Origin of the sequence: Microbispora oryzae, from assembly GCF_017896165.1 — a bacterium.
GTDB classification, from domain to species: domain Bacteria; phylum Actinomycetota; class Actinomycetes; order Streptosporangiales; family Streptosporangiaceae; genus Microbispora; species Microbispora oryzae.
Window position 1 is genome coordinate 1 of record NZ_JAFCNB010000039.1, and the last position, 25,630, is coordinate 25,630.

The following is a 25,630-nucleotide window of genomic DNA, read 5'->3' on the forward strand; positions in this document are numbered from 1 at the left end:
ATGGACGATCGTCGGCACCGGAGAGCCGACCAGCATCCTGCTCATGATTCGTTGAGATCCTTACTCACCCTCATCAACACAGATGAATCCTAGTCACATCTGTCTCAACAAACTCTGGCAGAGAGGGAATGAGCACCGACCCTGTCACCGGTTCCCCGCTGGACACCGCGGAGACCTCATTCCGGCTGCTGACTACAGGGCCGGGCGCGCTGTCCCTGAACTGCACCACGCTCGCCCCCGCACTCCCCAGAGGCGAGGTGAACCTCGCGGAGCTGCGGATGCTGCTCACCAGCCGGCACCTCAGCGACGAGACGCGTGACGCCGTCTGGCGGGAGCTGGTCACGCGGGCACGGGTGCGCAAAGGTGCGTGGACGGTCGCCGCCGTCGGCATGGCGATGCCCACCCTGCGAATGATCGCCGCGACGCTCACCCGTGACCTTCCCTACGGGGACCCAGCCGACGTCGACTCCGAGATCCTGGGCGGCTACCTGCGTGCCCTGCGCCGCATGGACCTGGACACCACGGACGTACGCGCCCGACTGTGCCAGGCAGCCCGGTGCGCGGGCGAGCGCGCCGTACGGCACATCGTCTCGACTGCCGAGCGGCGGCAACTACCGGAGGAGTCCCCTCCCCGCCAACGGCCGCAGCCCTGTCCCGAACTGGTGCTGGCCGACTCGATGGCCCTCGGCGTGCTCAGCGAGCAGGACGCCGAACTGATCCTCCTGACCCGGCTGGGCGGCATGCCGCTACGGCAACCGTCTCCCGCCACTCCCCCTCCCCCCGCTTCCTCAGTGAATGAGGAAGCGCCTACGGCTTCCGCGCGGAGCCAGGGAACTCCGGATGCAGCAACCGCAACCGACCCGAAGGGAGGCAGGGACACCACCCCTGACTCCGCGCGGATTTCCTCCCGTCCCCAGCCTTCTGCCACTCGCGGCACCGCCCCGGCCACTCGCTGCTGGAATGTGCTGCCGTACGGCAGGTTGCGGCAGCGGGCGGCACGAGTAATCGGTTTCCGCGTCCTGCCGATGCTGGCCGGCGCGGTGCCGTTCGTTGCCGCCGGGGCGACCAGCGCCCTGGCCTCGTCGGTCATCGCCGCTCCGTCGGACCTGAACACGGTCTTCACCAACCTGCGGAACTGGCTGATCGGCCTGCTGGCGACGCTGGCCACGCTGATGCTGACCCTCGGCGGGCTGCGCTACCTGGTGGCGGGCGGCGACCCCGGCGAGGTCCAGAAGGCCAAGGCGGCGTTGAAGGCCGCCGCCTTCGGCTACGCGCTGGCCGTCCTGGCCCCGCTGTTCGTGAGCATCCTCAAGCGCATCGTGGGGTGAACCACATGACCCCGAGTCACGAACAGTCCGCCGTAGCTGACCGAGACCGACCGCACGCGGCAGCCGCACCTGCGCGGCACGCCGCATCGGCCGGCCGCGCGGCAAGGCGACGGGTTGGGACTGCCTCCCGGGCGGCAACGCCTGCCATTGCCGCTGCCATGGTGGTTGTCGGTGTCTGCGGCATCGTGATCGTCACCGCGGCCTCGGCTCACGCGACGCCGACTCCACTGCCCTCCCCTGTTCCTGGGCCGTCCCCGTCCGCTCCCGGTGATCTGCCGGTGCCGGAGGGGACGGGGGTCGGCTTCGGTATCGGGGACTGGATCACTGGCCAGATCAACTCCTGGTTCGCGAGCCTGGTGTACCTGGCGATCAAGCCGCTGCTGGACCTGCTGGCGGTGACGCTGCTGGCCACCCCAGACGTCTCCGGCAGCGGCCGGGTCTTCGACCTGTGGAAGGCGACCGCCGCGATCGCCAACACCGGCTTCGTCCTGCTGGCGACCGTCGGCGCGATCAGCGCCATGGGCCACCAGACCGTGCAGACCCGCTACGCGGTCAAGGAGGTCCTGCCCCGGCTGTTCATCGCCGTCCTGGCCTCCAATACCAGCTTCCTGCTGTGCGGGAAGGTCATCGAGATCGCCAATGCCCTGTCCAAGGCACTGCTCGGGCAGGATTTCGACGGTCGCCGCGCCGCCACCACTCTCCAGCTGCTGATCATCGCGCCGGGCGCCTCGCAGCAGATCTTCTACGTCCTGCTCGCCCTGGTCGCGGTCGTCCTGCTGCTGCTGTTGCTGATCACGTTCGTCATGCGGGCGGCGCTGGTGCTGCTGCTGACGGTCGCCTCACCGCTCGCGCTGGCCTGCCTGGCCCTGCCCTACACCGAGGGGCTGGCCCGGTTCTGGTGGCGAGCCTTCACCGGGCTCCTGCTCATCCAGGTCACCCAATCGCTCACGCTCGTCCTGGCGGTACGAATCTTCTTCAACCAGGACGGCCGGCTACTGCTCGGCATCGTCCCAACGGGTCAGCTCGTCAACCTGGTGCTCGCCCTGTGCCTGCTGATCATCCTGATCCGCATCCCCGGCTGGATCTCCCGCCGGATCTTCACCGGGGTCGGCGGCCACTCGACGATCGGCCGGATGGTCAAATATGCCCTGGCCTACAAGCTCACCTCGCCCGTCCTGGCCGCCCTGCACCTCCGCCCGGGTGGACGCCGGAGCAGCACGCCTCGGGTCGCCGGGCACGTGGCCGCCGCCCACGCCATGGCCGGGAGAACGATGGCCAGCCGAGCGCTGCCCGCGCTCGCCGCCGGTCCTGCTGGTACGGCTGCCGCTGCCGGCGCGACTGCCCTGACCGGGACCGCCGCCTCCGCGGCCCGAGGTGGGCCCGGCCCTGCCAAGCACGCGCCCGTGACCGCCCGCCGCCCGGTGAACCCGGCGGATTGGGAGGCCGCCCCGGTCAAGCACGCTCCGTCCGCTCCTGCCATCCAGGGCAAGTACCGGAGGCCGCCGCGGCCGTCCGGTCCGGTCCCCCCGACGACGCCGGTGTACGGCCACCCGCGCGAAACCTACTACGCCAACGGCCCGGCCGGGCTGGCCCAAATGTACCGGCTCCGCACCCAGAACAGCCCTTCACGGCCTGCCCGCCCACCGGTCCCGCCGGTCATGTTCCGGCCTCCCGTCTACCCCTCGCAAGGCGTCTCCGGACGACCGGGCGACACGGGCGATCACCGTACTCCGCCCCCCAACCCCACAGGAGATGAGGGCCGATGAGCTGGGTGCAGCCGGTTCGCATCCCCGCCGATGTGGACCAGGAAGACAAGATCGTCGCCGGATTCACCGCCCGCCAAGTGGCCATCCTCGTCGGCACCGGCGCTCTGCTCTACGCCGCGTACGTGCTCGTCGGTGACCGGGTGCCGCTCGTGGTCTGCGCCGCGGTGGCGCTGCCGATCGCGGTGGCCGGGATCCTGCTCGCGACCGCCCGGCACGACGGTTTGTCGCTCGACCGCTACCTACTCGCCGTCGTCCGCCACCTGCGCGCACCCAAACGCCTCGTCTCCGCTTCCCAAGAGGTGCCACCGCTTCCCACCTGGATCGGCGCCAGCCCCGGCCCCGCTCCCGCGCAGCTACGCCTTCCCGTTCAGGGGATGGCCGGGGACGGGCTACTCGACCTCGGCCCGGACGGCATCGCGGCCATCGCGGAGGTGTCCACGGTCAGCTTCGCCCTGCGAGCCCCCGAAGAGCAGGACGCGCTGGTCGCGGTGTTCGGGCGCTGGCTCAACTCGCTTTCGGGTCCGGTCCAGATCCTCGTACGCGCCGAACGGATCGACCTCGCCGAGACGATCACCTCCCTCGAGCACAACGCCCGCCAACTCCCACACCCGGCACTGTCGGCTGCCGCGCTCCAGCACGCCTACTTCCTCGCCGGCCTCGCCGAGCGGCATGACCTGCTGCACCGCCAGGTCCTCCTGATCGTGCGCGAGTCCTCGGCAGGTAAGGCGCGGGAGGCCGCGGCGGCCCGTGCCCTACGGCGATTGGAAGAGGCATCCCGGCTGCTGTCCGCATGCGGGCTGACCGTACGGCTCCTGGACGAGGCGGCAGCCTCCCGCCTGCTGACCGCCTGCTTCGACCCTGCGGCGCCGCCGCTGCCCGCCGCCCAGATGGCGGCCCCGGATCAGGTCATCACGAGGGGAGAAAACTGGTGAAACTCAGTTCGCGCCGTAACTCACGACTTGGGCATGGATTCGGCCCCGACGCGGTCGAAGTCCGGCCCCGGCAACTGCAGGTCAGCGACAACCACTGCGCGACGCTCGCCGTCACCGGCTACCCGCGCGAGGTCACACCCGGCTGGCTGGAACCCCTGCTCACCTACCCGGGGCGGCTGGATGTGTCCTTCCACGTCGACCCGGTACCGTCCCTGGTCGCCTCCGACCGGCTCCGCAAACAGCTCGCCCGGCTGGAATCCGGCTTGCGCAGCGACCAGCAGCACGGCCGGCTCATCGACCCCGGCGCGGAGGTCGCCGCCGAAGACGCCCAGGAGCTGGCCTCCCGGATCGCGCGCGGCCAGGCCAAGCTGTTCCGCACCTCGATCTACCTCACCGTCCACGCCACCACGGCCGAGGAGTTGGAGGACGCCTGCGCCCAGGTCCGGGCCCTGGCCGCCTCCCTCCTGCTGGACGCGCGTGTGGTGACCTTCCGGCAACTCCAGGGCTGGGTGTCGGCGCTGCCCGTGGCGTACGACAACCTGCAGATGCGCCGCACCTTCGACACCCCGGCTCTCGCCGCGGCCTTCCCCTTCACCAGTCCCGACCTGACCACCGACCTCGGACCCACCACGGTTCTGTACGGCGCGAACGCGGCCAGCTCCTCCCTAGTGGCCTGGGACCGGTTCGCCCAGCCCAACCACAACTCGACCATCCTGGGCTGTTCCGGCGGTGGGAAGTCCTACCTGGCCAAGCTGGAAGCACTGCGCTCGCTCTACACCGGGGTTGAGGTCGCCGTCATCGACCCCGAAGACGAATACGCCCGCCTGTGCGCGGCCGTCGGCGGCGCGTACCTGCAGCTCGGTGCGGCGAACGTCCGGCTCAACCCCTTCGACCTGCCGCCTCCTGACCAGCGGGAGGGCGACGCTCTCACCCGGCGCTCGCTGTTCCTGCACACCCTGGTCGCGGTCATACTCGGTGAACCGCTCGACAAGGCCAGCAAGGCGGCACTCGACCGCGCCATCATCGCCGCCTACAAGGGCGCCGGGATCACCTTCGACCGGCGGACCTGGAAACGCCGCCCGCCGCTCATGCGCGACCTTGCCGACGCGTTGGCCGCCGACGACGACCCCAAGGCCAGGGAACTGGCCGCCGGGCTCGCGCCGTACGTCACCGGAAGCCACCGCCGGCTTTTCGACGGCCACACCACCACGCGGCCCGACTCCCACCTCATCGTGTTCTCCTTGCGGGATCTGCCGGACGAGCTCAAGGCGGTCGGCACGCTGCTGACCCTGGATGCGGTGTGGCGGCGTGTCTCCGACCCGGGCAATCGCCGCCCTCGTCTCGTTGTGGTCGACGAGGCGTGGCTGCTCATGCGTGACCCGGAGGGTGCGAAGTTCCTGCTGCGGATGGCCAAAAGCGCCCGCAAGCACTGGGCCGGGCTGTCGGTGGTCACCCAGGACGCCGCCGACCTGCTCGATTCCGACATCGGTCAGGCGATCATCGCCAACTCCGCCACCCAGATCCTGCTCCGCCAGGCACCCCAGGCGATCGACAGAGTCGCCGAGGCATTCCGCCTGTCCGATGGCGAACGCCAGCTCCTGCTGTCGGCCGACCGCGGTTTCGGGCTTCTGGCCGCCGACTCCGGCGCCTCCCGGGTCGCCTTCCAGGTGTTGTCCAGCGAGCAGGAACACCGCCTCGTCACCTCCTCCCCTCAAGAACTCGCCGAATACGCGGAGGACGACCTGTGATCAACGACCTTCTCTACAATCCGGACGCCTTCCTCGGCTGGTTGCTGGGTTGGGTGAATGCCAACGTCTGGCAGCTCACCTTCGGACTCTCGGCCGCCGCGATCGTGCTTGAACTACTCAACGCCCTGGTCGTACGGCTGCGCCACCGCGCCGCGACAAAAGGGGCACGGTGTGTGGAGATCCTCGCGCCTCCCGTGGCGGACATGGCGGGGTCGGAGGCGCTGTGGACCAACCTGATGGGGCTGCTGCGCCCGGCCTGGAAGCGTGCCCTGTTCGGTCAGCCGCACCTGGCCTTCGAGTACGTCTTCGGCGTCGGCGGCGTACGGATCCGGCTGTGGGTTCCGGGCACCGTCCCGCAGCACCTGGTGGAGCACGCGATCGAGTCGGCCTGGCCGTCGGCGCGCACGGCGGTCGTGGAGGCGGCCCCGCCGGTCCCGCTGACCGGGCAGGCGACCGGCGGGCACCTGGTGATCGCCCGGAGCGAGCTGCTGCCGATCCGCCACTCCCACGACCACGACCCGCTCCGCGCCCTGCTTGGAGCCGCCGTGGGCATGCCCACCTGGCAGCACGCAGTGGTGCAGATCCTCGCCCGCCCCGCCACCGGCCGCCGCCTCGCCCAGGTCATCAGCGGCGGCCCCGCCGGGCTGGTCAAATCGACCCTCGACTTCGTCACGCCCGGCCCGATGCACCCCCGGCTTCATCCCGTGCATCTGACCAATCGCGTCGCCCGGCTGGAGGAATCGGCCGAAGCACGGGCCATCCGCGACAAGGCTCAACGTCCCCGGTACGAGGTCGCGATCCGCTACGCCGTACAGGCAGACGACCCCACATCGGGGGACGAGCGCGACCGCAAGCAGGCCCGCGAGGCCCGGCGCAGCGCCATCCGGGGCCGGGCGCACGCGATCGCTTCGTCGTTCGCCCTGTTCGCCGGGCACAACCGGCTGGAACGGCACCGGCTCGCCCTGGCCGCCGAGCGGGTGGCCTCGCGGATGCTCCGGCGCGGGTTCCTGCTGTCGGTACCCGAGATCGCCGCTCTGGCACACCTTCCGCTGGATGCCGCCGTACCGGGTCTGAGTCGTGCCGGCGCCAGGTCGGTGCCGCCCGCGCCGCAGGTCGCCGCGAAGGGCAAGGTGCTCGGCTTCTGCGACGCCGGGCACGTGCGGCCGGTCGCGCTGCGCGTTGCCGACTCTTTCCACCACGTGCACGTCCTCGGCCCGAACGGCACCGGCAAAAGTACGCTTCTGGCCCAGATGATCCTGTCCGACATCCAGGCCGGCCACGGCGTCGCCGTCGTCGACGCCAAGGGCGACCTGGTCACCGACCTGCTCGGCCTCATCCCCGAAGAAACGGGCGAGCGTCTGGCTCTTATCGACCCGGACGACCGCCATCCCCGGCCGGCGCTCAACGTGCTGAGCGGCCCGGACCGGGAAACCCTCGCGGACAACCTCGTCGGCATCTTCCACAAGATCTACGCCGACTCCTGGGGCCCGCGCAGCGACGACATCCTGCGCGGTTGCGCCCTCACCCTGTCCCGCAACGGCGGGACCCTGGCCGACATCCCCGCGCTACTCACCGATCCCCTCTACCGCAAGGACCTCACCGAACGGCTCGACGATCCGTTCCTGCTGGGGTTCTGGAACTGGTACGAGCACCTGTCCGAGCAGGCCCAGGCACACGTCACCGCGCCCATCATGAACAAGCTGCGGGCGTTCCTGCTTCGCCCGTTCGTCCGGGACATCCTTGGCTCGGCCCGGTCCACCTTCGACGTCGGCGACGTCCTGGACGGCAAGATCCTGCTCGCCCGGCTGCCCAAAGGCGTTCTCGGCGACGACACCGCCCGGCTGCTCGGCTCCCTTCTACTGGCCCAGGTCTGGCAGGCCGCCTCCCACCGCGCCCGGCTCGGCCGCAGCCGCGCGCCGTCCGCGCTGTACGTGGACGAGACGCAGAACTTCCTGAACCTCCCGCACGCCCTGTCGGACATGCTCGCCGAGGCCCGCGCGTACCGGCTGTCGATGGTGCTCGCTCACCAGCACCTGGCCCAGCTCCCCCGCGACCTGTGCCAGGCGATCAGCTCGGACGCCCGCCACAAGGTCTACTTCTCGCTCTCACCCGAGGACGCCCGCGAAGTCGAGCACCACTTCAGCCCATACCTGACCAGGCACGACCTGGCCAATCTCGGCGCCTTCCAGGCCGCCGCCCGGCTCGTGGTGCGCTCCGCGGAAACCCCGCCCTTCACCTTGCGCACCCGGCCGCTACCCGAGCCCGATTCCGACCTCGCCGCACGCGTACGGCTCGCTGCCGCCCGAGCCCACGGCCGGCGCCCCGCAGCGAGTGACCCCCTGCCGGAAGGAGACCCCCGCACCCAGCCAAAAGGAGACGAATGAACCAGCACTACACACCGCGTGTCCTCGACTCGCTCGTCATGCGGCTCAGCGGCCACGACCGGCGCCTGCTCCGCATGGTCTGGACCCACGAGGTCCTGACCACCCACCAACTCCTCCAGGCGGCGTTCGACAACGACCACACCGGCCGTCACCGCCTGGTCAAGCTGAACCGCCTCGGCGCACTCGACCGCTTCCGCCCCCGGCCACCGCTCGGCTCCGCGCCCTGGCACTACGTCCTGGGCGAGGCTGGCGCCGCCGTACTGGCCCTGGAAGACGGCGTCACCCTGTCGGAGTTCGGCTACCGACGCGGCCAGGCCCTGTCCATCGCCTACAGCCAGCGCCTCGCGCACACCATCGGCGTGAACGGCGTTTTCGCCGCCCTGTCCGGCCACGCCCGCCGTTCGGACGAGTGCAGGCTGGACGCCTGGTGGACAGAGGCGCGGTGCAAGGCCATGTGGGGCAAACATGTGCGGCCCGACGCCTACGGCCGATGGACCGACAACGGCCTCACCCTGGACTTCTTCCTCGAATACGACACCGGCACCGAAACCCTCGATCGCGTCGCCGCGAAACTCGGCGGGTACGCCTCTCTGGCCGCCGCCAGCGGCATCGACACCCCGGTGCTGTTCCTGACCAGTGGCGCGCGGCGTGAGGCCAACCTGCATGAGCGGCTGCGCGCCCGCAGCTCCATCGTGTCGGTACCCGTCGCCACCGCCGTCGAGGGCCAGGAACCGCACGACGCCGTCTGGCTTCCGGGCAATCGTACGGACGGGCGGCTGCGCCTCGCCGAACTTGCACGGCACTTCGGCCAGCAGAGGCGCGCTTGATCGCAGAGCTTGGGGTCGGCAAATTCATCGCGACGGGCGGTTGCCTGGTGTGCGGGGTCGTCGTCATCGCCGCCATAGGCGGCGGAGCCAAGTACGCCTTCACCGCTGCCGACACGGCCAAGCTCCGAACTGCGATCTGCGCCTACGCCGCCCCACCTGACGCGGTACGGCGGGTGCCCGTCGCCCGCTTCGGGCTCTCCACGCAGCAGATCGCGAACGCCCGGGAGATCGTGAACGTCGCCGCCAAGCTGGGTCTGCCCAAGCGAGCCGCCGAGATCGCCCTCGGCACCGCGATCCAGGAAAGCGGTCTTACCAATTTAAGGACCGGCAACGGCTCGTACGGACTGTTCCAGCAGCAGCCGTCCCAGGGCTGGGGGACGAAGCAACAGGTCACCGACCCCTCCCACGCAGCTCGCTCCTTCTATAACCGCCTGGTCGAGATCCCCGGCTGGGAGCACATGCCGCTGACCCAGGCGGCAGCACTCGTCCAGCGCCCCCGCGAGGATCTGCGCGACGCCTACGCCAAGCACGAACCACGCGCCAAGGCACTGGTCGCCCTGCTGTGGAAGGGCGGATCGTCCGGGCGAGCGGCCGTAAACATGGCCACGAGCGACGACACACGGGTCAGTATGCAAACCGCAGCCGGGCTGGGCATTCCACGTGACGAACTCGTAGCAAGCATCGCGGCCGACCTGGGCGGCCAGGACTCAGGCGAGCGACCCGACCCGGACGAGATCAGGAAGCGCGCCGACGACATCGTGACCACGGTGGCAGGACAGCTCTGCAAGGAGCTGAAATCCAAGCTAGGCGACCCCTACGACGGAGACGTACCGGCCGTGCTCCCGTCCGGGCGAGGTGCGATCGCGGTCAGAGCCGCGCTACGCATGATCGGCGTGCCCTACTCCTGGGGTGGCGGCGGGCCGGGCGGGCCGAGCTTCGGCACCGGCCGCGGGGCCGGGACCAAGGGCTTCGACTGCAGCGGCCTCACCGAGTACGCATGGAGCAAGGCAGGAGTCAGCATCGGCTCTTCCACCGGCCCCCAGTGGCACTCGGGCAAGCACGTCGACCGCTCCCAGCTCCAGCCGGGCGACCTGGTCTTCTTCGCGAACAATCCCCGAAACCCCGACACGATCCACCATGTGGGCCTCTACATCGGCAAGGGAAAGATGGTCCACGCCCCGCACACAGGCAGCCACGTACAAATCGCCCCGATGTCCCGCAGCGATTACGCCGGGGCCGTACGACCGTCTTAGCGGTACTGGGGTGGCCGACCAGTCCCTCCGGTTCGGGTACAGCGCAGCGGAGGCGGCGAGAGGTCTGGACGATTGGGGGACGAACGCCACCGCGGCACGGTTATGCGGACGATTATTGCCGGGAACATGTGAGCGAGCATTCACCCCGAGAATGGCATCCGTTCCGGCCCCATCATTTGCGAGTCGGCCAAAATTGAATCAAAAACCGCTCTAGATTATCGACGTCGTCCAGCGATTCATCGCAGGGATCCAGGTCGGGATACAGATCGTGTCGATACACGCGGAGGTTCCAGGTCGTCGCTGACTGCCCCAGATCGATAGTTGCGGAAGCTGGGCCGCCTGCGGGGGACGCAGCGCTGAGGATACCGGATGAAAGATTTACGATATCTTCCTCAGCATCTACATTTTCCTCCGAGTCAAGCGGTGGCGGTTCGTCCCAAGCCTCGATGACTACCTCGGCGCTGTGTGTATCGAAGTTGCTCATAATCACTACGATGTTCGGTGACGCTGCAGTGAACCTAGCCGGCAGAGGCGTCAGGTCTTGTGCCGGTACGACGCCCAGCCCGTCGGAGTCCGCCAGCATGAACGTATGGTAGATGACGGGCACTCGAAGGGACTTGCTCACGCGTCTCATGGCTACTACTTCACTTTCAATTGCAGGGGAGACCCTGCCCCCGGTTTGAATCAGGGGCAGGGTCTGGGTTGATCAGTTCGCGGTGATCGAGAAACCGTCGCGACGAAGAATCCGGTTGTTTTCGTACCACCATCCGAGCCTCACCCCGAACGCCCAATTATCATAGGCGTTGATGAGCTTGACAGAGAAGGCGTACTTTGGATCGGCCCGCAGCGACCCTTCCTTGGTTGAGGCGAAGGGATATTCATCGCAAGCAACCGCTTCAGTATCGGGGTTATTCGCCTTTCGCGTGCCAGTCCAGGTTCTACTTATCTGGTTCCTGCATACGCGGATGGAGAACCTCCGTTGCTCAGCTGCTGCGTCTCCATCAGCCAGCCAATGCAATTTTCTTCCTCCTGGGCCGCCAGGAATGCTCGTCTTGGTTTCCCCAGCATATTCTTCGAAGAGGCGACCTCCAGGTTTTGGTATCGTGTCCTGCGGTTTGGTGAGTGCCTCCCAGACATGCGTAGCTTGTTCGGGCCAGCCGCGCCCGGTCACCGGGTCGATGTCATTGTTCGACACCCGGAGGCGAATGGCGTGAATGAATACGCACCCGCCATTGACATAATGCTGAATGTAGTCCGCATTATCACATCTCACTTTGAGATTTTCGTCCGCTTTGTCCTCTTTCAGTGCATTGTACATCGTCTGCCCGTCAGGGAACTTCACCGACCAACCAAGGTGAATCGTACACCTAGTGATCTTCTCGCCTGTGAGCCCTGAGGTGTTGTCGGAGTTAAACTCGAAGGTAGTCCTCGGATACAGCTTCCACTCGACTGGTGGGAGCGTCCTGGAAGGCAACCCCTTGATTTGGCAGCGGTTCGGATCGGGAGCGCCCTTGTATGCGACGCCCACAGTAAGAGGGGCTGCCAGCAGCGTTCCCCATGCACGCTTAATTTTAGTCTGAGTCCAAATGCTAAATTCTCGATCGTTCTGGTTAGTGTCGGCAATGGCTTGTGCGTCATAGATGAGGTAGCCGATGAGCCGCGCGCCGCTGGAGTTCACGGCCCATTCCATGGCATAGCCAGTACTGTTCATGCAACCGGAGAACCGGCTCACCCATGCGCTGAACTTCGGGGCGACGTTAGGCCAGGCTTCACACAACTCCCACGTCCATCGAGCAGGATCGGCCTTACCTAGGGGGACCGAGACGGGAGGGTCAGCCGCAGTGGTGGCTGGCCGTTGGAGGGTGAGCTGCTCTCCCGAGCTCCGCCCCAGCGACCTTTGCTGTGGGGTGAGGGTCTGAGACGGTGTTTGGTACTTCACAACCAGGACAGGAGGATGACTACCTGCTTCGGTGGTTTCCCATGCACGGTCGTAGGTCGTGCCCGACTCATTGGATGCACGGAGCCTGACGCCATAGTTGGGGCTGCCTGCCGCCCAAGCCTGGGCTATCGAAGTGATCGGCCATGTCCATAAGCGGGCTTGATCGTCGCAGGTTCCCGGATCCGTTGCCGTCACTGCTCCGGTGCTCGTTGCGGCCGGCTGGTTACCCCAGCCCAACGTGGCCGGATCCCAGCTTCCTGTGATGCGCTCGGCGTTGATGCCGGACCCGCAGCCGTAGCCATCGTCAACCCCGAAAAGCTGTAGCTCAGCGCTCGTTACGGTCTTCCCTGCCAGCGCTGACGTATCGAACTGCAGGTATGTCCGCTCTTTGAAAGCCAAGGAGGGAAACGGCGAATAGACCCCGGCATACATACTTTCGCCTGTGAAATCAGCGCAGTCATCGTCGCAGATCCATCCGTCGACCTGAGCCGGAATGGTCAAGGTACCTGTAGACGGAGACGGAGACGGAGACGGAGACGGAGACGGAGACGGAGACGGAGACGGAGACGTTGATGTGCAGGACGACGGATCTTGATCGGATTTGAGCGCGGTCGCGTCCTCGGCAGACAACGCGTAGCTATAAACTCTAACCTCATCGATGGCACCATCGATGTCGGTGCCGATCGTCATTGGACCGTCGCTGTTCCACACGGCCGCGACAGCCTCCGACCCGATCAGTTGACCATTGAGATATAGTAGGACTTTTCCGGCGTCTGCATCATAAACAGCAGCGATGTGGAACCACTGGTTCGCCGGCGGTTGAACGCCCGACTCGACACCAGCGGCGACCGCGTCAGTTGAGTCCGAGGCGTACATACGGAAACTGAGTCCGTACTCTGGACTACCACCCAGGAAGAAGGGTGCCCTGTTCACGCCGCGCTGCTGGACAACCTCGAAGGGTTTCTGTAGATCAGTTAATTTGAGCCAGGCGGAGACGCTGAAACTGTGGCTGGTCTGCATGACCGGATCCAGGGTTTGGGCGTGGTTTGGAGCTCCCGCGCTGAATAATGCCTGACCTGAATGGCCGACGCCCCAAGTCGACGAACCTTCCAGAGTGGCGGAGTCCGCGTAGCCTGAGGAGTCGCCTGCGATGTTTCCCGTACCCTCGTCGAACGTCCAACGTCCTGCCAAGCAACCGTCAGGTTGCAAACTCGGATCTAAGCCGTTTATTTGATTTACCGCAGCTATTTCCTCCGGGGTTACTCCCTCTGGCGCCCCAACCTCGATCAAATTGCTTTCGGATCCGACTGTCGATGCCTCCTGCTCGGCGTCATCGGCAGCTGGGTCGATGTTCGGGACCACAGGTGGGGTTGTGGTTGCATCCGATAGTGCCACTGCTTCTTCATACGTTACATCGGTGCCGTCATCAGCTCGATTAAACATCGTCCGCACCTTGACGGGAGGCTCGTACTCGATGAAAAGGATCGGCTCATGATCGGGCATCTGCCGATCATGCGTACCTCCCTCTTGAGAGCGGAACTGCCGCCAGTTGATGATCGTACTCTCACTAGCCGCCATGAGCACGATCCCATAGTCCGGCTCGCCGTCCGCCCAGGATTGGACGATTTGCTCGATCGAATAGAGGAGTTCGCCAGTTTGGCATCCTGCAGTATCGCTGTAGGCCGCTTTGTTGCCGTACTGGCCGGATGTCGTCCATGTGGGCTGGTGGGTCCATGACAGGGTAGCCGGATCCCAGCTAGAGGTCAGCTTCCTGGCGACAGTACCAGAACCGACCTCCGAACCGCAGTTCTTGGTGCTTCCTGCGGGAGCACCAGATCGGTAGTTCCATAGCATTAGATTGGCATCGCGGATGACCGCTCCAGCGAGTGTTTCAGTGCCGGTGACATTATAATGAAGATAGATTCTCGCGATATCGGCACTCGTCTGTGTGGTGCCGGCACGCAGCCACGTATCGGTGAGATGGTTGAGATCCGGGTTGTTTTTGTTGACCCAGGCATCGTCGGTCAGTCCCGCGCCTACGTACTCACTGGCGACTGACATTGTAACTGGATAAGTTACAGCGGGATCGGCTAGAAAGTCGGCGTCTGGCTGCAGCGTCAGCGTCGTGGTCCCGCCGCTTTTCTGGATGTTCGCCATAACGGTGCCGATCTTGCCGGCGTCGGGCGATTGCTCGGCAAGCGCATCAACGGCCTGCACCGTGACTGGAGTAGCCTCTGCCTTCCCAGCTTCGGAAACAAGCTGCTGTCTACCGTCTTTGCGACTGGCATAATGGATGCCGCGCGGCAGTAGCATTGGCAGCTTGACCGTAAGTGGGCCTTTTGGCCGATCGCGAAGAATAATATCCTGAGTGAAACCATTTGCTTCGGCGCGCACCGCCAAGTCGACGCCCTTCGCTACCGCGTCACGGTACACAGCTCCATTGCCTGCGATCGATGGCTCGGGTAGGCGGGCTCCCCAGCGGAAACCGGCAAATCCCCGGCTGGTTCTGGCTGTTACAAGCGATGTCGACCCTTTACCCCCAAATTGCAAGGGAGTCTTCACCCGTCGTGCTTCTAGCCTCCCGTCATGAGAGATGATGCTGGTATCTATGGGATCCCAGTGGACGGTCCCGTCCCGATCCGTGCTCTTGATCTGAATCGGACCCGCATGCAGCTCTGCATGTAAGGTCTTGCCGTCCGGGTTGGCCCATACCTTGGAGTTCTCGCCGAAGAGTGAAGGTACCTCAACTCTCTGACCAGTGTCACGGGCCGTCCTTTTTGCATCCTCTACTGCCGGGTCTGTAACCGTGAAAGCCCCGCGGTCCCTAGCCGGTGTGGAGGACGCGGGTTCCGCTTTAGGCCCGGGTTCGGCGTTAGCAGTTGCGCTGGGGGAGGCAGTGATAATTGAACCTGTCAGCGCAGCAACTGCCAATATCGTGGTTGGATTGTGTACGAGGCGACGTCTCCGGCGTTTCTGAGGAATATGATTCACGCTGCATCTTTCTGTGTCGACAGCTATCAGTGGGGTCGCATAATTCTGTCATTGCAGATTGTGTTGATAAATTTCTTGAGGGATGGGTAAAGTAGACATGGCGGGGGCGTTTCGCAGAGCTTGCAGCTGGGCCGCGATTGGACGTAGCGCTATCCCGGCCCATAGGCGTACAGAGAATGAAGCGCAATAGTTTCGCACACTGACAGGCTTAGCCGGTAAGTGGGCGTCGTACCCCCCTCCAGGAGTCCGGCTATAGCGTGCGAAATTTTCGCCGCTGCGTTTTCAGGGCTGCGAGTCTCCGGACCATTTGAGGTCTTACATGCCATAAAGTTGACATAAGTCAAACGCCCGGCCCTCGCTGACGCAAGATCTATCTCGTGGCAGAGTCGTCACGTCAAGTCACAAAGAGGTCGGCTGGTTCGGGTATGACCTGTATTCACCCAGGTTGGATGCATCTAGGCAGGTCACCGCAAGAGCGGGTTGTGACTCATGTCACAACCGAAAGGGCTCGGCAGGCAGGGCGATTGCGTAGTCGGCGGGCGGTGCCCCTGATTTGGGATCTGTGGGGTGAGCGGCATGTTCGGCGGCAAGTGGAGCGGGTGAGAATCGCGTCAGTGATCATGGAGTTCTCGACGCTTCATGACCCCGACGTGAGCAGTCGCGCCCCTCCGGTTCGGCCAGCATGTTCTGCAGCGTTAGCGCATTCCCGTGAACCAGCATGGCCCACCGGATACATAGGCACAGAGCGGCCATCTCGGCTTTCTCGCGCCGACTGGTGGAGATCTCCCCGCCTTTGTAGTAGCAGATCGCTGCAGTGGCTCGGTTCCATGGCTTCACCACGTTCAGGCATTCCTGGATCTCCTGCTGCAGGTCCCGGTCGCGTGCCAGCCTCTGCACCGCAAGGAAAGAGACGATCGCGCCCACGGCGATCAGCCCTTGCCGTCCCAGGTCGACCAGTCCTCAAAAACGAGCTACAACCAAATGGCTTGACCATGACTGATCACTCATGGCTATTCTTTGCTCTCTCTGTGCGGACAGAGCGTCCATGCGAGCACCGTTGAGTGGGGGACTTCGTGTCGACGATCGGCGTTGCGCTGGGAGCTGCCGCCGTCGGTCTCCTCACCGGACGAGCCGTCCGGACCATCGCCGATCACTTCGCTTCTCAAAAAGGCATGCCGTACGCAACCGAGATCACCACTGCGGCGGTGTTCGGGCCGCTCGGCTGGCGGATCGGTCTTGCTCCGCTTCTCCTCGCATACCTCTACATGGCCGCTGCTGGACTGGCGCTCAGCCTGATCGATTTGCGGACGCGACGACTGCCGGACGCGCTCACGCTGCCCTCGTACGTCGTCCTCCTGGCGCTCGTGGCCGTCGGCGGGATAGTGAGCAGGGACGGAGGGGTCACCGTGGGCCTGGTCCTCGGCGCCATGGGCGCCTTCTCGCTCTACTGGTGCTTCCGCCGGATGAACACCGCACTCGGGCCGGGGGACGTCAAGGCGTCCGGCCTCGTCGGCGGGATCCTCGGGACCATCGGCGTACACGCCTGGGTCGTCGGCATCGGCGCGGGGCTCATCCTGGCGGCGCTATACGCGGTGACCATGCTGATCAGTCGGAAGGGCTCTGCATCCACCCTCGTACCGTATGGACCGTTCATGTTCGCCGGCTGCCTTGTGGCTGTCCTCGCGGCGTGATCGCCGAATGCTCTCCACCGCCGACGCTGGGGCCGTAGGCTGGACATGGCCGATCTCACCTTCTCTTTTGGCGAAGGAAGTGAAACCGGTCAGGGGCCGTTCTCTTTCGGGGGCGGCCCCGCTACTCGTTGAGGAGTTCCCGCAGAAGCGTGAACCCCGGCATGATCTCCCTCGGCCGTACGCCGACCTCGAACATCTCCGGCTCTTCGAAGACCGGTTCACCACTGGGGCGGCGCGCATAGGCCACCCGGCCGTAGTCGACGCCGTCATCACGATCGAAGCTCATCCACGTGATCGCCTCCTGCTCTCCCTCGCGCAGAGGGTGATTCGAGACCGCGCGCGTAGCCACGGTGCTCGGAGGTTCGAAGATCCAGACCTGCGGCACCGCGAGAACCCAGCGCTTCGCGTCGATCTCGCCTGCCTTCGCGGCGGCTCTGTGCTCGAAGGACACGGCGGTTTCCCGATCACGCAGGTAGTCGTAGTCACTGAGGATGAGACGGCGCTCCCCGTCCAGTATCACGACCGCGGGGCAGTCGCGAGCGACGATGCTCTTCTCCAACCGCTCAACCACGTCGAAGAGCAGGTTCGCCGTCTCAGCGTTCACCCCGTCCCTCCTCTCGGTATACGCAGACCGCCGCCAACACCTTATGGCTCGCTCGGCCCTATCAGCCCTTCAATCACCGTCCACGCTTGCCGCGTGGCCCACGCTTGCCGCGTCGCCAGTGGCGACGCGGCAAGGTGCAGCCGGTACCTGCTTCACCTCCTACTGGATCCTCAACCTGGCTCCGCCGGCCCAGCCGCCCACCACGCGCGCTGACCACGGGAGCGACGCGATGGTGTCACCTACCTATGAGTAACTGAGTAGTACGGCGCATGGCGGCGATGATCAGGGTGCGGGATTCTGCTGGAATGCAACCCGGTGCACATCCTTGTTGTCCCGACTGCGGTGAGCCTCTCACCGGTCCCCACGCGACCTGCCCGGCCTGCGCGCTGCCGCTGCAAGGCGCTGTCGCCGGCGAACTATGGCGGGTCGACATGGCGCTCGCCGACCTCAGGACCCGTGAGGCGCAGCTGACGGCCAGGCGCAACGAGCTTGTCGCGGCGTTGCGGGCCGCCCCTACCGGGACCGACCAGGCCGAGGACTACTCCGGGGTCGTGTCGTCACCGGCGCCCAGCCTCGGACGGCCGAGGGATCTGTCGGTGAAAGCAGTGCAGAACCTGCTGCTGGCACTCGGCGGGCTCCTGCTGGTCGTCTCCGCCATCGTGTTCACGGCGGTGAGCTGGGGGCACCTCGGCATCGCGGGGCGGGCGGCCATTCTGCTCGGGTTGACCGGGCTCGTCCTCGCGGCCCCGATCCCGTTACGGCGACGTGGCCTGGCCGCGACGGCGGAAACCCTGGCCATGCTCGGCCTAGCGCTGCTGCTCCTCGACGGCTACGCCGCCCGGCAAGCCGGGCTGACTGGTCTCGACGCGATTCGTCCTCAGCCTTACACGGCCGGACTCATCGGGGTCGTCGCTGTGGCCTTCGCGGCCTATGGTCGGCTTGCCCGGCTCAGGTCGCCGATCCCTGTGGCTGTCGGGCTGGTGCAGCTTCCGCTCGCGGTGCTGGCGTTCGACAAGGGCGCGTTCTGGCTCGTCGCGGCCTTGCTCGCCACCGCTTGCGCCGACGCGGCGGCCTGGCTGGCCGGGCGACGGAGAATGGCGGCTGTCTGCTTCGGGTGCACGTGGTCGCTCGGCGTGGCGATCGGGCTCGCGGAGTCGCTGGAAACGTACGAAGCGCGTAGTGCCTGGCCGCTGTCCGGTGCGCTGATCGTCGCCGTGGTGGCAGGGCTGGTCATCGCCGTTCGCGCAACGAGGCCGTGGTCGGTAGCGCTCACCGCGTTTTCGGCGATCGCACTGATCGCGGCACTCACGGTCCCCACGCGCGTGGTTCTGGAGAGCCCTTGGGCGGTCACGCCCGCGCCTCTCGCCGGGCTGGCCGTGACCATGCTCGCCGTTCTGGCCTCCCGTACGGCTTCAGCAGTCAAGGCGGCCCCGCTCAGGGCGGCGGTCGTCGAGGCGGCGGTCACGGCCACTGGGACGGCTGCGATCGCGACCGCTCTGCTCTCGACGCCGGTGGCAGTGCCGGTGATCAACGCATTGGCTGGGCCACTGGACTGGGGCGGGGTCTGGAGCGGCATCGGGACGACGGGAGTCCGTGAAGCACTGGGTGCGCAGTCGGTCGCCGGGCCGCCCGACCTGGTCGTGCTCGCGACGCTCGCACTCGCCTGTGCGGTCCTCGCGCTCTTCGTCGTGCGGCATGGCAGGACGGACGGCGCCGCTTCGCGCGCCCGGCTTCATATGCTGATCGTCGTCGCGCCGGCTTTCGCCTCGATGACCGTGGCCGTCTGCCCTGTCGCGCTCGGCATGCGTACCCGGCGGCGATAGCCGTACAACTGGTGCTGGCTGTCGGTCTCGCCGCGATCTCGGCCAGGACCGCCTTGGTGAGCATTCTGGCGCTCGCGGCGGCGCTGGAGGTATGCGCGTGGGCGCTCGTGTCCGAGCCGGCCACGTTGGTCGTGCTGGGGGTCCTCGCCGTCACGGCCGCAGTGACTGCCCCCGTCGCCCGTACGCCGGCCGTACGCACCGGGGCCGCCGCTATGGCGACGCTGCTAATCGGTGGTGAAGCGGTCGCGCTGTGGGGCGCCGCCGACCTTCAGCCGCGATTCGTCACCTTCGTTCTCCTCGGAGTCGCCGGCGTAGCCATGATCGTCGCGGCGCTAATCAAGGCGGGACCGCGGGTGGCGGTGGAGATCACGGGATACGCGCTCGGGTCGGCCGGTCTGCTTCTGGCGGTGGATCTGCCGATGTTCAGCCTGGCCTGCGCTGTGGCCGGCGTCCTGGCGAGCGGTACGGCTCTACGGCCGGACGGGCGGGTGGCCGGGTACGTCGGAACCGCCTTTCTGCTCTTGGCCGGCTGGACTCGGCTCCTGGCGGAGCGGGTCGAGCTGGTGGAGGCCTACACGGTGCCGTTCTCCCTGGTGCTGCTCGCGATCGGCTGGAGGCGGGCACGAGAGTCATCGTCGTGGCTGGCCTACGGCGCGGGCCTGTCCTTCTCCTTCCTGCCGAGCCTCCTGGCGGTCTATGCGCAGCTCGGGGGCTGGATCCGCCCTTTGACACTGGGAGTCGCGTCGTTCGTGGTCCTGATACTCGGTGCGAGATCACGGCTCCAGGCACCCGAAGCGCTCGGTGGGTTCACGCTGGCCGCGGTCGCCGTGCACGAGCTCGCGCCATGGATCGCGCAGCTCGTGACGGCTGTGCCTCGCTGGGTCCCGGTGGCGGCGGGAGGCGTGGCGCTGGTCCTGATCGGGGCTACCTACGAGGCCCGGCTGAGGGGCCTCCGCCGGATGCGTGACGGATTCCGAGGTCTGCGATAGCGACACCGCGGGATGGCCGCCGGGCCAGGCGTAGCACCGCCAGCCGACTGGCGGGCCTTCCCGGCGACGATCTCGGGCCAGTGTCCTGGCGACGCTTCCGTGCGGTCGGCCCCGCCGAGCTGGCCGCGCCGCGCCACCTGGTCGACGACGACGTCAGCGTCACCGAGGCCACCCGTACCCCTCGGAACCGGCCGCTTCAGCGCCTCTAGGGCAGCACTCGCACCACGCTGACCAGCAACTACGCCACCCCGAGGCCCGTCTCCACCGTATTCCGGTGAGACCCCGAGCAAGGGTGAGCCGTACAGGTCACCCGAGGGGCACACAGCGTCGCGGGATTAAGGACGGAAGCAAGAGATCAACGCCTCGCCGAGCACCTTGGACAGGGTGAGCAGGGTGCCTTGATCGAGTTCGTCGATGCCGCCGGTCACGGCGCGGAGCATGTTGCGTTCGGCTCGCTCGGCGCCGCGTACGTTCTGCTCGTGATGGGTAAACGTGTTCACCGCCTGCACCACACCCCAACCCGTACCACGCCACGGGGCTACCCGTAGGTCGTGGTTCCAGAGCTTGGCCAGGATGTCTCGCTTGTTCTCCGCCATGGTGCGGCTGCGGCCTCGCTCACCGGGCATCGGTATGTGGGCGTCCAGGAACGCATGCCATTGCCGTTCGGTGACCTCGACCCGGCACAGGTCGCGTACCGCCGTCGAGAACTCGTCGGCCAGTGCGTACACGATGTGCAGCGCCTCGCGGGCCTCGGCGAGCCGGAACTTCGAGTGCCGGGAGTGCTTGATCTTCACCTGCTGCCCACGCTCCGCGAGGCCGGCGGCCATCGTATTGTCGCAGACGATGTTGGTCACCGCCCGCTTGAACGTCGTGGCCAGCGAGCCGTCAAAGGAGGTCGCCCCGAACAGGTGGGGCCGGAACTCGACGCCTTCGGGCGTGACGACGTTCTCGGGCACCTCGACCGACACCCAGGCGACCGCTCCCCCCTTGAGCAGTCCGGCGGATCCGATCGACAGATCGGCGTCCAGAAGCCGGGAGACGGTGTTGATCAGCCACTCGACGTAAGGATGTGGCTCGTACCCGTCGGAGAAGACGCCCATGACATGGCCGTTGTCGCTGCGCACGATGGCCTGACGTCCGGGCACCTGGGCCAGCCCGCCGCGCGGGTCTTCCACGTAGACCGGACTGCTCAGCGCATCCCAGCCGAACAGCCGACGCTTGACGTCGTCCACAGGGATCGGGCCTGGATAGTGGTTCGGTTCCTCGGCCTGCATGCTCGCGCGGTAGTGCCAGGCCGTACCGCGCTTCTCGGTGAAGCCAATCAAGGTGTTGGCGTTCAGCCACTCCAGAGACTCCCTGGACATGTCTGTCTCCCCTCGGTGGAAATGAGAAAGGCACCGGCCGTGGCCGGTGCCGTCGATGGCGTGGGTGAAGTTGGTAAGGAGACTTACCGGATCTTCCGCACTCTCCAGCGAGAGTGCCGGAGTTCGAGCGAGCTCATGTGGAGCGCTGCTGTACGGCGTAGGCCACGCGTTCGGTCAGTTCACGGTCGGCTGCGCGAATTTCGATCGTGCTCGTGCTGTCGCCGTGGACGGTGAACGAGCCGGACGCGGCCTCCAGTCGCCACCGGACGACAGTCTCTCGCTCTTTCTCGGTGAGCGAGGCCTCCGGCAGCAGTTCCACCAGAGTTTCGACGATCTCGGCCCGTGTGCCGTTCTCGGTTGCCCTCTGCGCCAACCGCTCGAAGCAGGTGATCAGGTCCCGTCGATAGTCGGGCAGTAGGCGGCGCTCGATCCTCTTCGCGACGAACTTCGCCCCTCGCGCCGCTGTCACCGTGACCTCATGCCGTCGCAGGTCAGGGCATGTGCCCCTGCTGCCGTCGGGATAGACACCGAGCACCCTGATCCGTCCCCGCTGGTTCCAGATCGGATGCACGACGAGCCTGGCACCGGCGGATCCCATGAGGTAGGCCGGATGGCCGGGCCGCACCAGGGGCCTGAAGCCCTCCAGATGCTCGGCGACCTCGATCACCAATTCCTCGACTTCCCATTCGTTCACTCCGGACTCCTTTCAAATAATTGGTTGACGAGTTGAAAGCGGGCAATCTGGCACTGCAGGAAGCATTTAAGATTGCCGACCAAGCTTTATCGCTTCAATCGAAGCTCACATCTAAATACGGGCGACGGTACGGCCCGAACGTCCGCCCACCGAGACCGTCACCCGCGCTGGTCCGCAGCGACGGCACGGATGTAACGGATGCGGCGAGCGCTTTGAAACGGGACAGCGCCCGCCGGTCCGAAGTTGGCTTTATGGCTGCTCTTCGTTGCGCAAACGTTCTTGCTCAGCGCGGAATCGGTAGATGTCTCGGCCTGGCTTGGCGCATTCCTGGCAGCGACAGCCGTACCTGTGGATGTCACTGATGTGAAAAACCTGGACGCGGGCCTGCCACGGTGTGGGATAGAGCGACTCGTCCAGTTCCACGTGGGCGCGTCCGCGCTGCTCGTTGACCTTGGTCACCCTGCCCGGGTAGTAAAACGGAGACTGATAAGACTCCGTCCACCACGGCCGCACCGGGAGGTGGAAGGAGGGCCGGACCAGGACGCGGTCACCTGGCTCCATCGCCATCTGCCCCCTTCCACAACTCCAGGGCACCCGCCGCATCGTCGAGCTGCGGGCGGTCGGCACCACGCAGGTCCGCCAGCGTCCAGGCCACGCGCAGTAGCCGGGGCAGCCCGTCGGCCGTCACGAGCCCGGTGTTGACCGCCGATCGGAACAACTCGGCGGCCTCCGGTGCGACCAAAAAGCGAGTCCGCAGGTCCGGTGCGGGTACCTCGGCGTTGGTCCGCCACGGTGTGTCGGCCAGCCGGTGAGCCGCCCGCACTCTCGCTGCGAGCACCCGCGCGGCCACCGTGGCACTCGGCTCACCCGCCCGCGCCCCGCGATCCCCCCACTCGACAGGCGCGCGTACGGCGACACGCGGCAGGAGCAGGGCCAGGCGCGCCCGGTAGCGGCGCCTCGCCTCCGGTGTGCAGGCACACTCTTCCCGCCCTGCAGGGCATGGGCAGGGGCGAGCATCGAGAACCAGGGTGAACCGCGCCGGGTAGCGGACGCTCCGGCCTCGCCCTGCGAGGTGGACCTGTCCGCTGTCCAGCGGCCGGCACAGGCCGTCCAGGACCGGGCGGGCGAACTCCGGCGCGTCGGCCAGATGCAGCACGCCGCGGTGGGCGAGCGACAGCGCACCGGGGCGGTTGGCCGCCACGCTGCCGAAGATCGCTGCAGGAGTCTCGGAATGGTGCGGCGCGGACAGCGGCGGCGTGGCCCCCAGCGCCCTGTCGGATTGTCCGGCCAGCGAGTAGATTTCGGCGACCTCCCGGGCAGTCTCGTCGGTCAGCGGCGGCAGGATGCCCGGAAGGCGTTCGGCGAGCATCGTGGCCGGGCCGTCGCCGGACAGGAACAGGTGGTGCCCGCCCGCCGCGCAGACCTCCAATGCGCGGCGGGCCGCCTGGTTCCCGCGCACGTCGGCCAGGTCGACGGCGAATGACGATGACGGCGCAGGATCGGGCTCCTGGTCGTGATGATCGCGGATGGCCCCGTGGCGGAGCTGGTCGATTACGTCGGCCAGCTGGGTCACGGGCATCACTACGGCGCCGGGCACCTGCGCAGCCTCCCGCGCGCATTCGGCGGGGACGACGACTCTGCTGAGTCCGGCCCGGACGGCGGCAGCCACCATCGGCAGGACGCCTCTGATGGGGCGTATTTGGCCGTCCAGGGCCAGTTCGCCGAGGAACACCCGCCCGTTGATCCGTTCGGGCGGGATGGCACCGGCGGCGGCCAGCAGCGCTACAGCCAGCGCGAGATCGGCCGCTGCGTCGTAGATCGGCGGGATCATCGGTGTCACGCTGACTGTGATTCTCATGTCCGGCCAGGCGGTTCCGCTGTTGAGGATCGCGGCACGGATCCTGGCGCGGGCAGGCCAGACCGACATCTCCGGCAGGCCGACCAGATGCAACTCTGCGTCACCGGGCGAGGCATCAGCCTCGACGTCGACCACATGGGCGGACAAGCCGATCAAGGCGACCGACCGGGTTGAGGCGTGACCCATGCCTCACCACCCCACCGGCAGCACCGGCTGCGCAAGGTCCGGGCGCTGGGCGGCCTTGTCGGCGATCTCGTCGGCCATGCCCGCGAAGTCCATGCCGCAGACGGTCTCCGGCGGTAGACCGCAGTCCAGGGCGGTGCGGATCAGGTGCGCCAGGCTGTAGCGGGGATCGACCGACAGCGCCCGTTCCACGGCGACGCGCGCCAGCGGCCCGTCTCCGGTGCGCAGTGCGAGGAACGCCAGCAGCGCGGCGGGAGGGGCGGCAAACGTGGGTTCCACCCTGCGGGTGAGTTGGGTCCACAGCCTGATGTGGGTGTCGTCGTCGTATCGGCCGATCAAGGTCATGGCCGCGTCGCGGACGAAGATCGCGGTGAGCCGCACGCCGAGCCAGGCGACCTCGTCGGCGGACAGGTCCTGTCCGGCCTGGGTGCGGTCCAGCGCGGCGGCGACCTGTGCAAGGCCCTCGTGATACCAGTCGTGATCGCCCCCAGCCGCGAGCAGGCTCCGCGCCTGAGCACAGGCCTCCCGTGTGGCGCCCCGCACCTGTTCCCGGTCCTGGCCGCCCACCGGGGCGAGCATGGCCGTGAGTGCTGGGCGGTCGGGCCGGGCGACGTATCCGGCGAACACCGCCGCCGCGGCGGCCGGGTTGGTTCCCGCGTCGTACGGGACGCCGTCGGGTGAGCAGCAGTCGGGATCGGGGCATGTGTACGACCAGTAGCGGCCGTCCTCGACCCTTAGTGCGTCGATCGTGTCGATCCCCGCGTCCGACAGTGAGCCGCGTATGGCGTCCATCACGGGTGTGACGTGCCAGCCGGGCCCGTAGCCGATGAGGATCGTCCGCTCAGTGCCGTTGCGGGTGAGCAACTCGGCGAAGCGCCGGGCCAGGTCGGGAGTGTCCTCGGAGTTGTCCGGCAGGTCAAAACGCATGCTGAACCGCAGCCCTCGGGCGGTGCTGTCAGGGTCGGCGGCGGGTTCGAACGCCATCGCGACGATGCTGCGCGCCGGGTGGAATCCCAGCATGTAGGGCACGATCGCGATGAAGTCCGCCGGACGGCTCAGCCGTACGGTGTGATCCAGACCAGAGGTCATGAGCATCCTCCTGAAATGAAGAAACCCCCGGCGCGGTCAGCGAGCAATCGTCAATACCTGTGGATCGGGATCTTTTAAGCGGCTATCGACGGGTCCTCGATAGCCGGTGATTCCTCGGGCCGCTCGACGAGCTTGCCGTTGATGAAGGTCGCCCCGGCGCGGACCAG

At 66.8% G+C, this 25,630-nt stretch carries 19 protein-coding genes; 11 read left to right on the forward strand and 8 right to left on the reverse strand.

Annotated features, from left to right (window positions below; genetic code table 11):
- Nucleotides 1–128 precede the first annotated feature (128 nt).
- The 7 genes from JOL79_RS34765 (at nt 129) to JOL79_RS34780 (ending at nt 10,238) form a co-directional block, all read left to right on the forward strand.
- A complete protein-coding gene (locus JOL79_RS34765; protein WP_230985944.1) occupies nt 129–1,328 on the forward strand; it encodes a hypothetical protein in 1,200 nt (399 codons plus the stop codon).
- Nucleotides 1,329–1,486: 158 nt separating this feature from the next.
- Entirely contained in the window at nt 1,487–3,094 is a 1,608-nt protein-coding gene (locus tag JOL79_RS33085) for a conjugal transfer protein TrbL family protein (protein WP_210159879.1), read from the forward strand.
- On the forward strand, nt 3,091–4,026 hold the full coding sequence (locus tag JOL79_RS34770; RefSeq protein WP_230985945.1) for a PrgI family protein: 936 nt from the start codon (nt 3,091–3,093) through the stop codon (nt 4,024–4,026). The genes JOL79_RS33085 and JOL79_RS34770 overlap by 4 nt, the downstream gene beginning before the upstream one ends.
- Entirely contained in the window at nt 4,023–5,774 is a 1,752-nt protein-coding gene (locus tag JOL79_RS33090) for a VirB4 family type IV secretion system protein (RefSeq protein WP_307848863.1), read from the forward strand. The genes JOL79_RS34770 and JOL79_RS33090 overlap by 4 nt, the downstream gene beginning before the upstream one ends.
- Nucleotides 5,771–8,158: a type IV secretory system conjugative DNA transfer family protein gene (locus JOL79_RS35715; protein WP_210159881.1), complete on the forward strand. Its 2,388-nt coding sequence runs from the start codon at nt 5,771–5,773 to the stop codon at nt 8,156–8,158. The genes JOL79_RS33090 and JOL79_RS35715 overlap by 4 nt, the downstream gene beginning before the upstream one ends.
- On the forward strand, nt 8,155–8,985 hold the full coding sequence (locus tag JOL79_RS33100; protein ID WP_230985946.1) for a replication-relaxation family protein: 831 nt from the start codon (nt 8,155–8,157) through the stop codon (nt 8,983–8,985). Before JOL79_RS35715 ends, JOL79_RS33100 begins: the two co-directional genes overlap by 4 nt.
- Nucleotides 8,982–10,238, forward strand: coding sequence for a C40 family peptidase (locus JOL79_RS34780; RefSeq protein ID WP_230985947.1), 1,257 nt, complete (start codon nt 8,982–8,984; stop codon nt 10,236–10,238). The genes JOL79_RS33100 and JOL79_RS34780 overlap by 4 nt, the downstream gene beginning before the upstream one ends.
- Before the next feature lie 172 nt (nt 10,239–10,410).
- Here JOL79_RS34780 and JOL79_RS33110 read toward each other — a convergent pair whose 3' ends face one another.
- The 3 genes from JOL79_RS33110 to JOL79_RS33120 all read right to left on the reverse strand — a co-directional run bounded on the left by JOL79_RS33110 (nt 10,411) and on the right by JOL79_RS33120 (nt 16,092).
- A complete protein-coding gene (locus JOL79_RS33110) occupies nt 10,411–10,821 on the reverse strand; it encodes a hypothetical protein (protein ID WP_210159882.1) in 411 nt (136 codons plus the stop codon).
- Nucleotides 10,822–10,944: 123 nt separating this feature from the next.
- Nucleotides 10,945–14,610 carry a DNRLRE domain-containing protein gene (locus JOL79_RS33115; RefSeq protein WP_210159883.1) on the reverse strand — a complete coding sequence of 1,222 codons (3,666 nt, stop codon included), beginning with the start codon at nt 14,608–14,610 and terminating at the stop codon, nt 10,945–10,947.
- Between the two features lie 1,176 nt (nt 14,611–15,786).
- Complete coding sequence (locus JOL79_RS33120; RefSeq protein WP_210159884.1) at nt 15,787–16,092, reverse strand: Tn3 family transposase; 306 nt, start codon at nt 16,090–16,092, stop codon at nt 15,787–15,789.
- 248 nt (nt 16,093–16,340) lie between these two features.
- Between JOL79_RS33120 and JOL79_RS33125 the strand changes: the two genes are divergently transcribed.
- Nucleotides 16,341–16,859, forward strand: coding sequence for a prepilin peptidase (locus JOL79_RS33125; protein ID WP_210159885.1), 519 nt, complete (start codon nt 16,341–16,343; stop codon nt 16,857–16,859).
- A gap of 121 nt (nt 16,860–16,980) precedes the next feature.
- Here the strand turns inward: JOL79_RS33125 and JOL79_RS33130 are convergent, their stop codons facing one another.
- Nucleotides 16,981–17,463, reverse strand: a complete 483-nt coding sequence (locus tag JOL79_RS33130; protein ID WP_210159886.1) for a hypothetical protein — start codon at nt 17,461–17,463, stop codon at nt 16,981–16,983.
- Nucleotides 17,464–17,894: 431 nt separating this feature from the next.
- Here JOL79_RS33130 and JOL79_RS33135 point away from each other — a divergent pair, with 431 nt between their 5' ends.
- The 3 genes from JOL79_RS33135 (at nt 17,895) to JOL79_RS35255 (ending at nt 20,484) form a co-directional block, all read left to right on the forward strand.
- Entirely contained in the window at nt 17,895–19,286 is a 1,392-nt protein-coding gene (locus tag JOL79_RS33135) for a hypothetical protein (RefSeq protein ID WP_210159887.1), read from the forward strand.
- Between the two features lie 11 nt (nt 19,287–19,297).
- Entirely contained in the window at nt 19,298–20,275 is a 978-nt protein-coding gene (locus JOL79_RS33140) for an SCO7613 C-terminal domain-containing membrane protein (RefSeq protein WP_210159888.1), read from the forward strand.
- 80 nt (nt 20,276–20,355) lie between these two features.
- Nucleotides 20,356–20,484 carry a hypothetical protein gene (locus tag JOL79_RS35255; RefSeq protein WP_269143995.1) on the forward strand — a complete coding sequence of 43 codons (129 nt, stop codon included), beginning with the start codon at nt 20,356–20,358 and terminating at the stop codon, nt 20,482–20,484.
- A 126-nt stretch (nt 20,485–20,610) separates the two neighbouring features.
- On the opposite strand, the gene JOL79_RS33145 is transcribed toward JOL79_RS35255, so the two are convergent.
- The 4 genes from JOL79_RS33145 to JOL79_RS33160 form a co-directional block, all read right to left on the reverse strand.
- Entirely contained in the window at nt 20,611–21,639 is a 1,029-nt protein-coding gene (locus tag JOL79_RS33145) for a DUF932 domain-containing protein (protein WP_210159889.1), read from the reverse strand.
- 133 nt (nt 21,640–21,772) lie between these two features.
- Nucleotides 21,773–22,333 carry a hypothetical protein gene (locus JOL79_RS33150; protein ID WP_210159890.1) on the reverse strand — a complete coding sequence of 187 codons (561 nt, stop codon included), beginning with the start codon at nt 22,331–22,333 and terminating at the stop codon, nt 21,773–21,775.
- Nucleotides 22,334–22,880: 547 nt separating this feature from the next.
- Nucleotides 22,881–24,377, reverse strand: coding sequence for a YifB family Mg chelatase-like AAA ATPase (locus JOL79_RS33155; RefSeq protein ID WP_210159891.1), 1,497 nt, complete (start codon nt 24,375–24,377; stop codon nt 22,881–22,883).
- Between the two features lie 3 nt (nt 24,378–24,380).
- Nucleotides 24,381–25,463, reverse strand: coding sequence for a DUF4192 domain-containing protein (locus tag JOL79_RS33160; RefSeq protein ID WP_210159892.1), 1,083 nt, complete (start codon nt 25,461–25,463; stop codon nt 24,381–24,383).
- Nucleotides 25,464–25,630 lie beyond the last annotated feature (167 nt).

Excerpts from the sequence above, each read along its gene's own strand:
- JOL79_RS34770 (WP_230985945.1), top strand. The coding sequence starts at position 3,091 with ATGAGCTGGGTGCAGCCGGTTCGCATCCCCGCCGATGTGGACCAGGAA.
- JOL79_RS33160 (WP_210159892.1), bottom strand. The coding sequence starts at position 25,463 with ATGACCTCTGGTCTGGATCACACCGTACGGCTGAGCCGTCCGGCGGAC.
- JOL79_RS33085 (WP_210159879.1), top strand. The coding sequence starts at position 1,487 with ATGGTGGTTGTCGGTGTCTGCGGCATCGTGATCGTCACCGCGGCCTCG.
- JOL79_RS33145 (WP_210159889.1), bottom strand. The coding sequence starts at position 21,639 with ATGTCCAGGGAGTCTCTGGAGTGGCTGAACGCCAACACCTTGATTGGC.
- JOL79_RS33110 (WP_210159882.1), bottom strand. The coding sequence starts at position 10,821 with ATGCTGGCGGACTCCGACGGGCTGGGCGTCGTACCGGCACAAGACCTG.
- JOL79_RS34765 (WP_230985944.1), top strand. The coding sequence starts at position 129 with ATGAGCACCGACCCTGTCACCGGTTCCCCGCTGGACACCGCGGAGACC.
- JOL79_RS33125 (WP_210159885.1), top strand. The coding sequence starts at position 16,341 with ATGCCGTACGCAACCGAGATCACCACTGCGGCGGTGTTCGGGCCGCTC.
- JOL79_RS33135 (WP_210159887.1), top strand. The coding sequence starts at position 17,895 with ATGGCGCTCGCCGACCTCAGGACCCGTGAGGCGCAGCTGACGGCCAGG.
- JOL79_RS33100 (WP_230985946.1), top strand. The coding sequence starts at position 8,155 with ATGAACCAGCACTACACACCGCGTGTCCTCGACTCGCTCGTCATGCGG.
- JOL79_RS33155 (WP_210159891.1), bottom strand. The coding sequence starts at position 24,377 with ATGGGTCACGCCTCAACCCGGTCGGTCGCCTTGATCGGCTTGTCCGCC.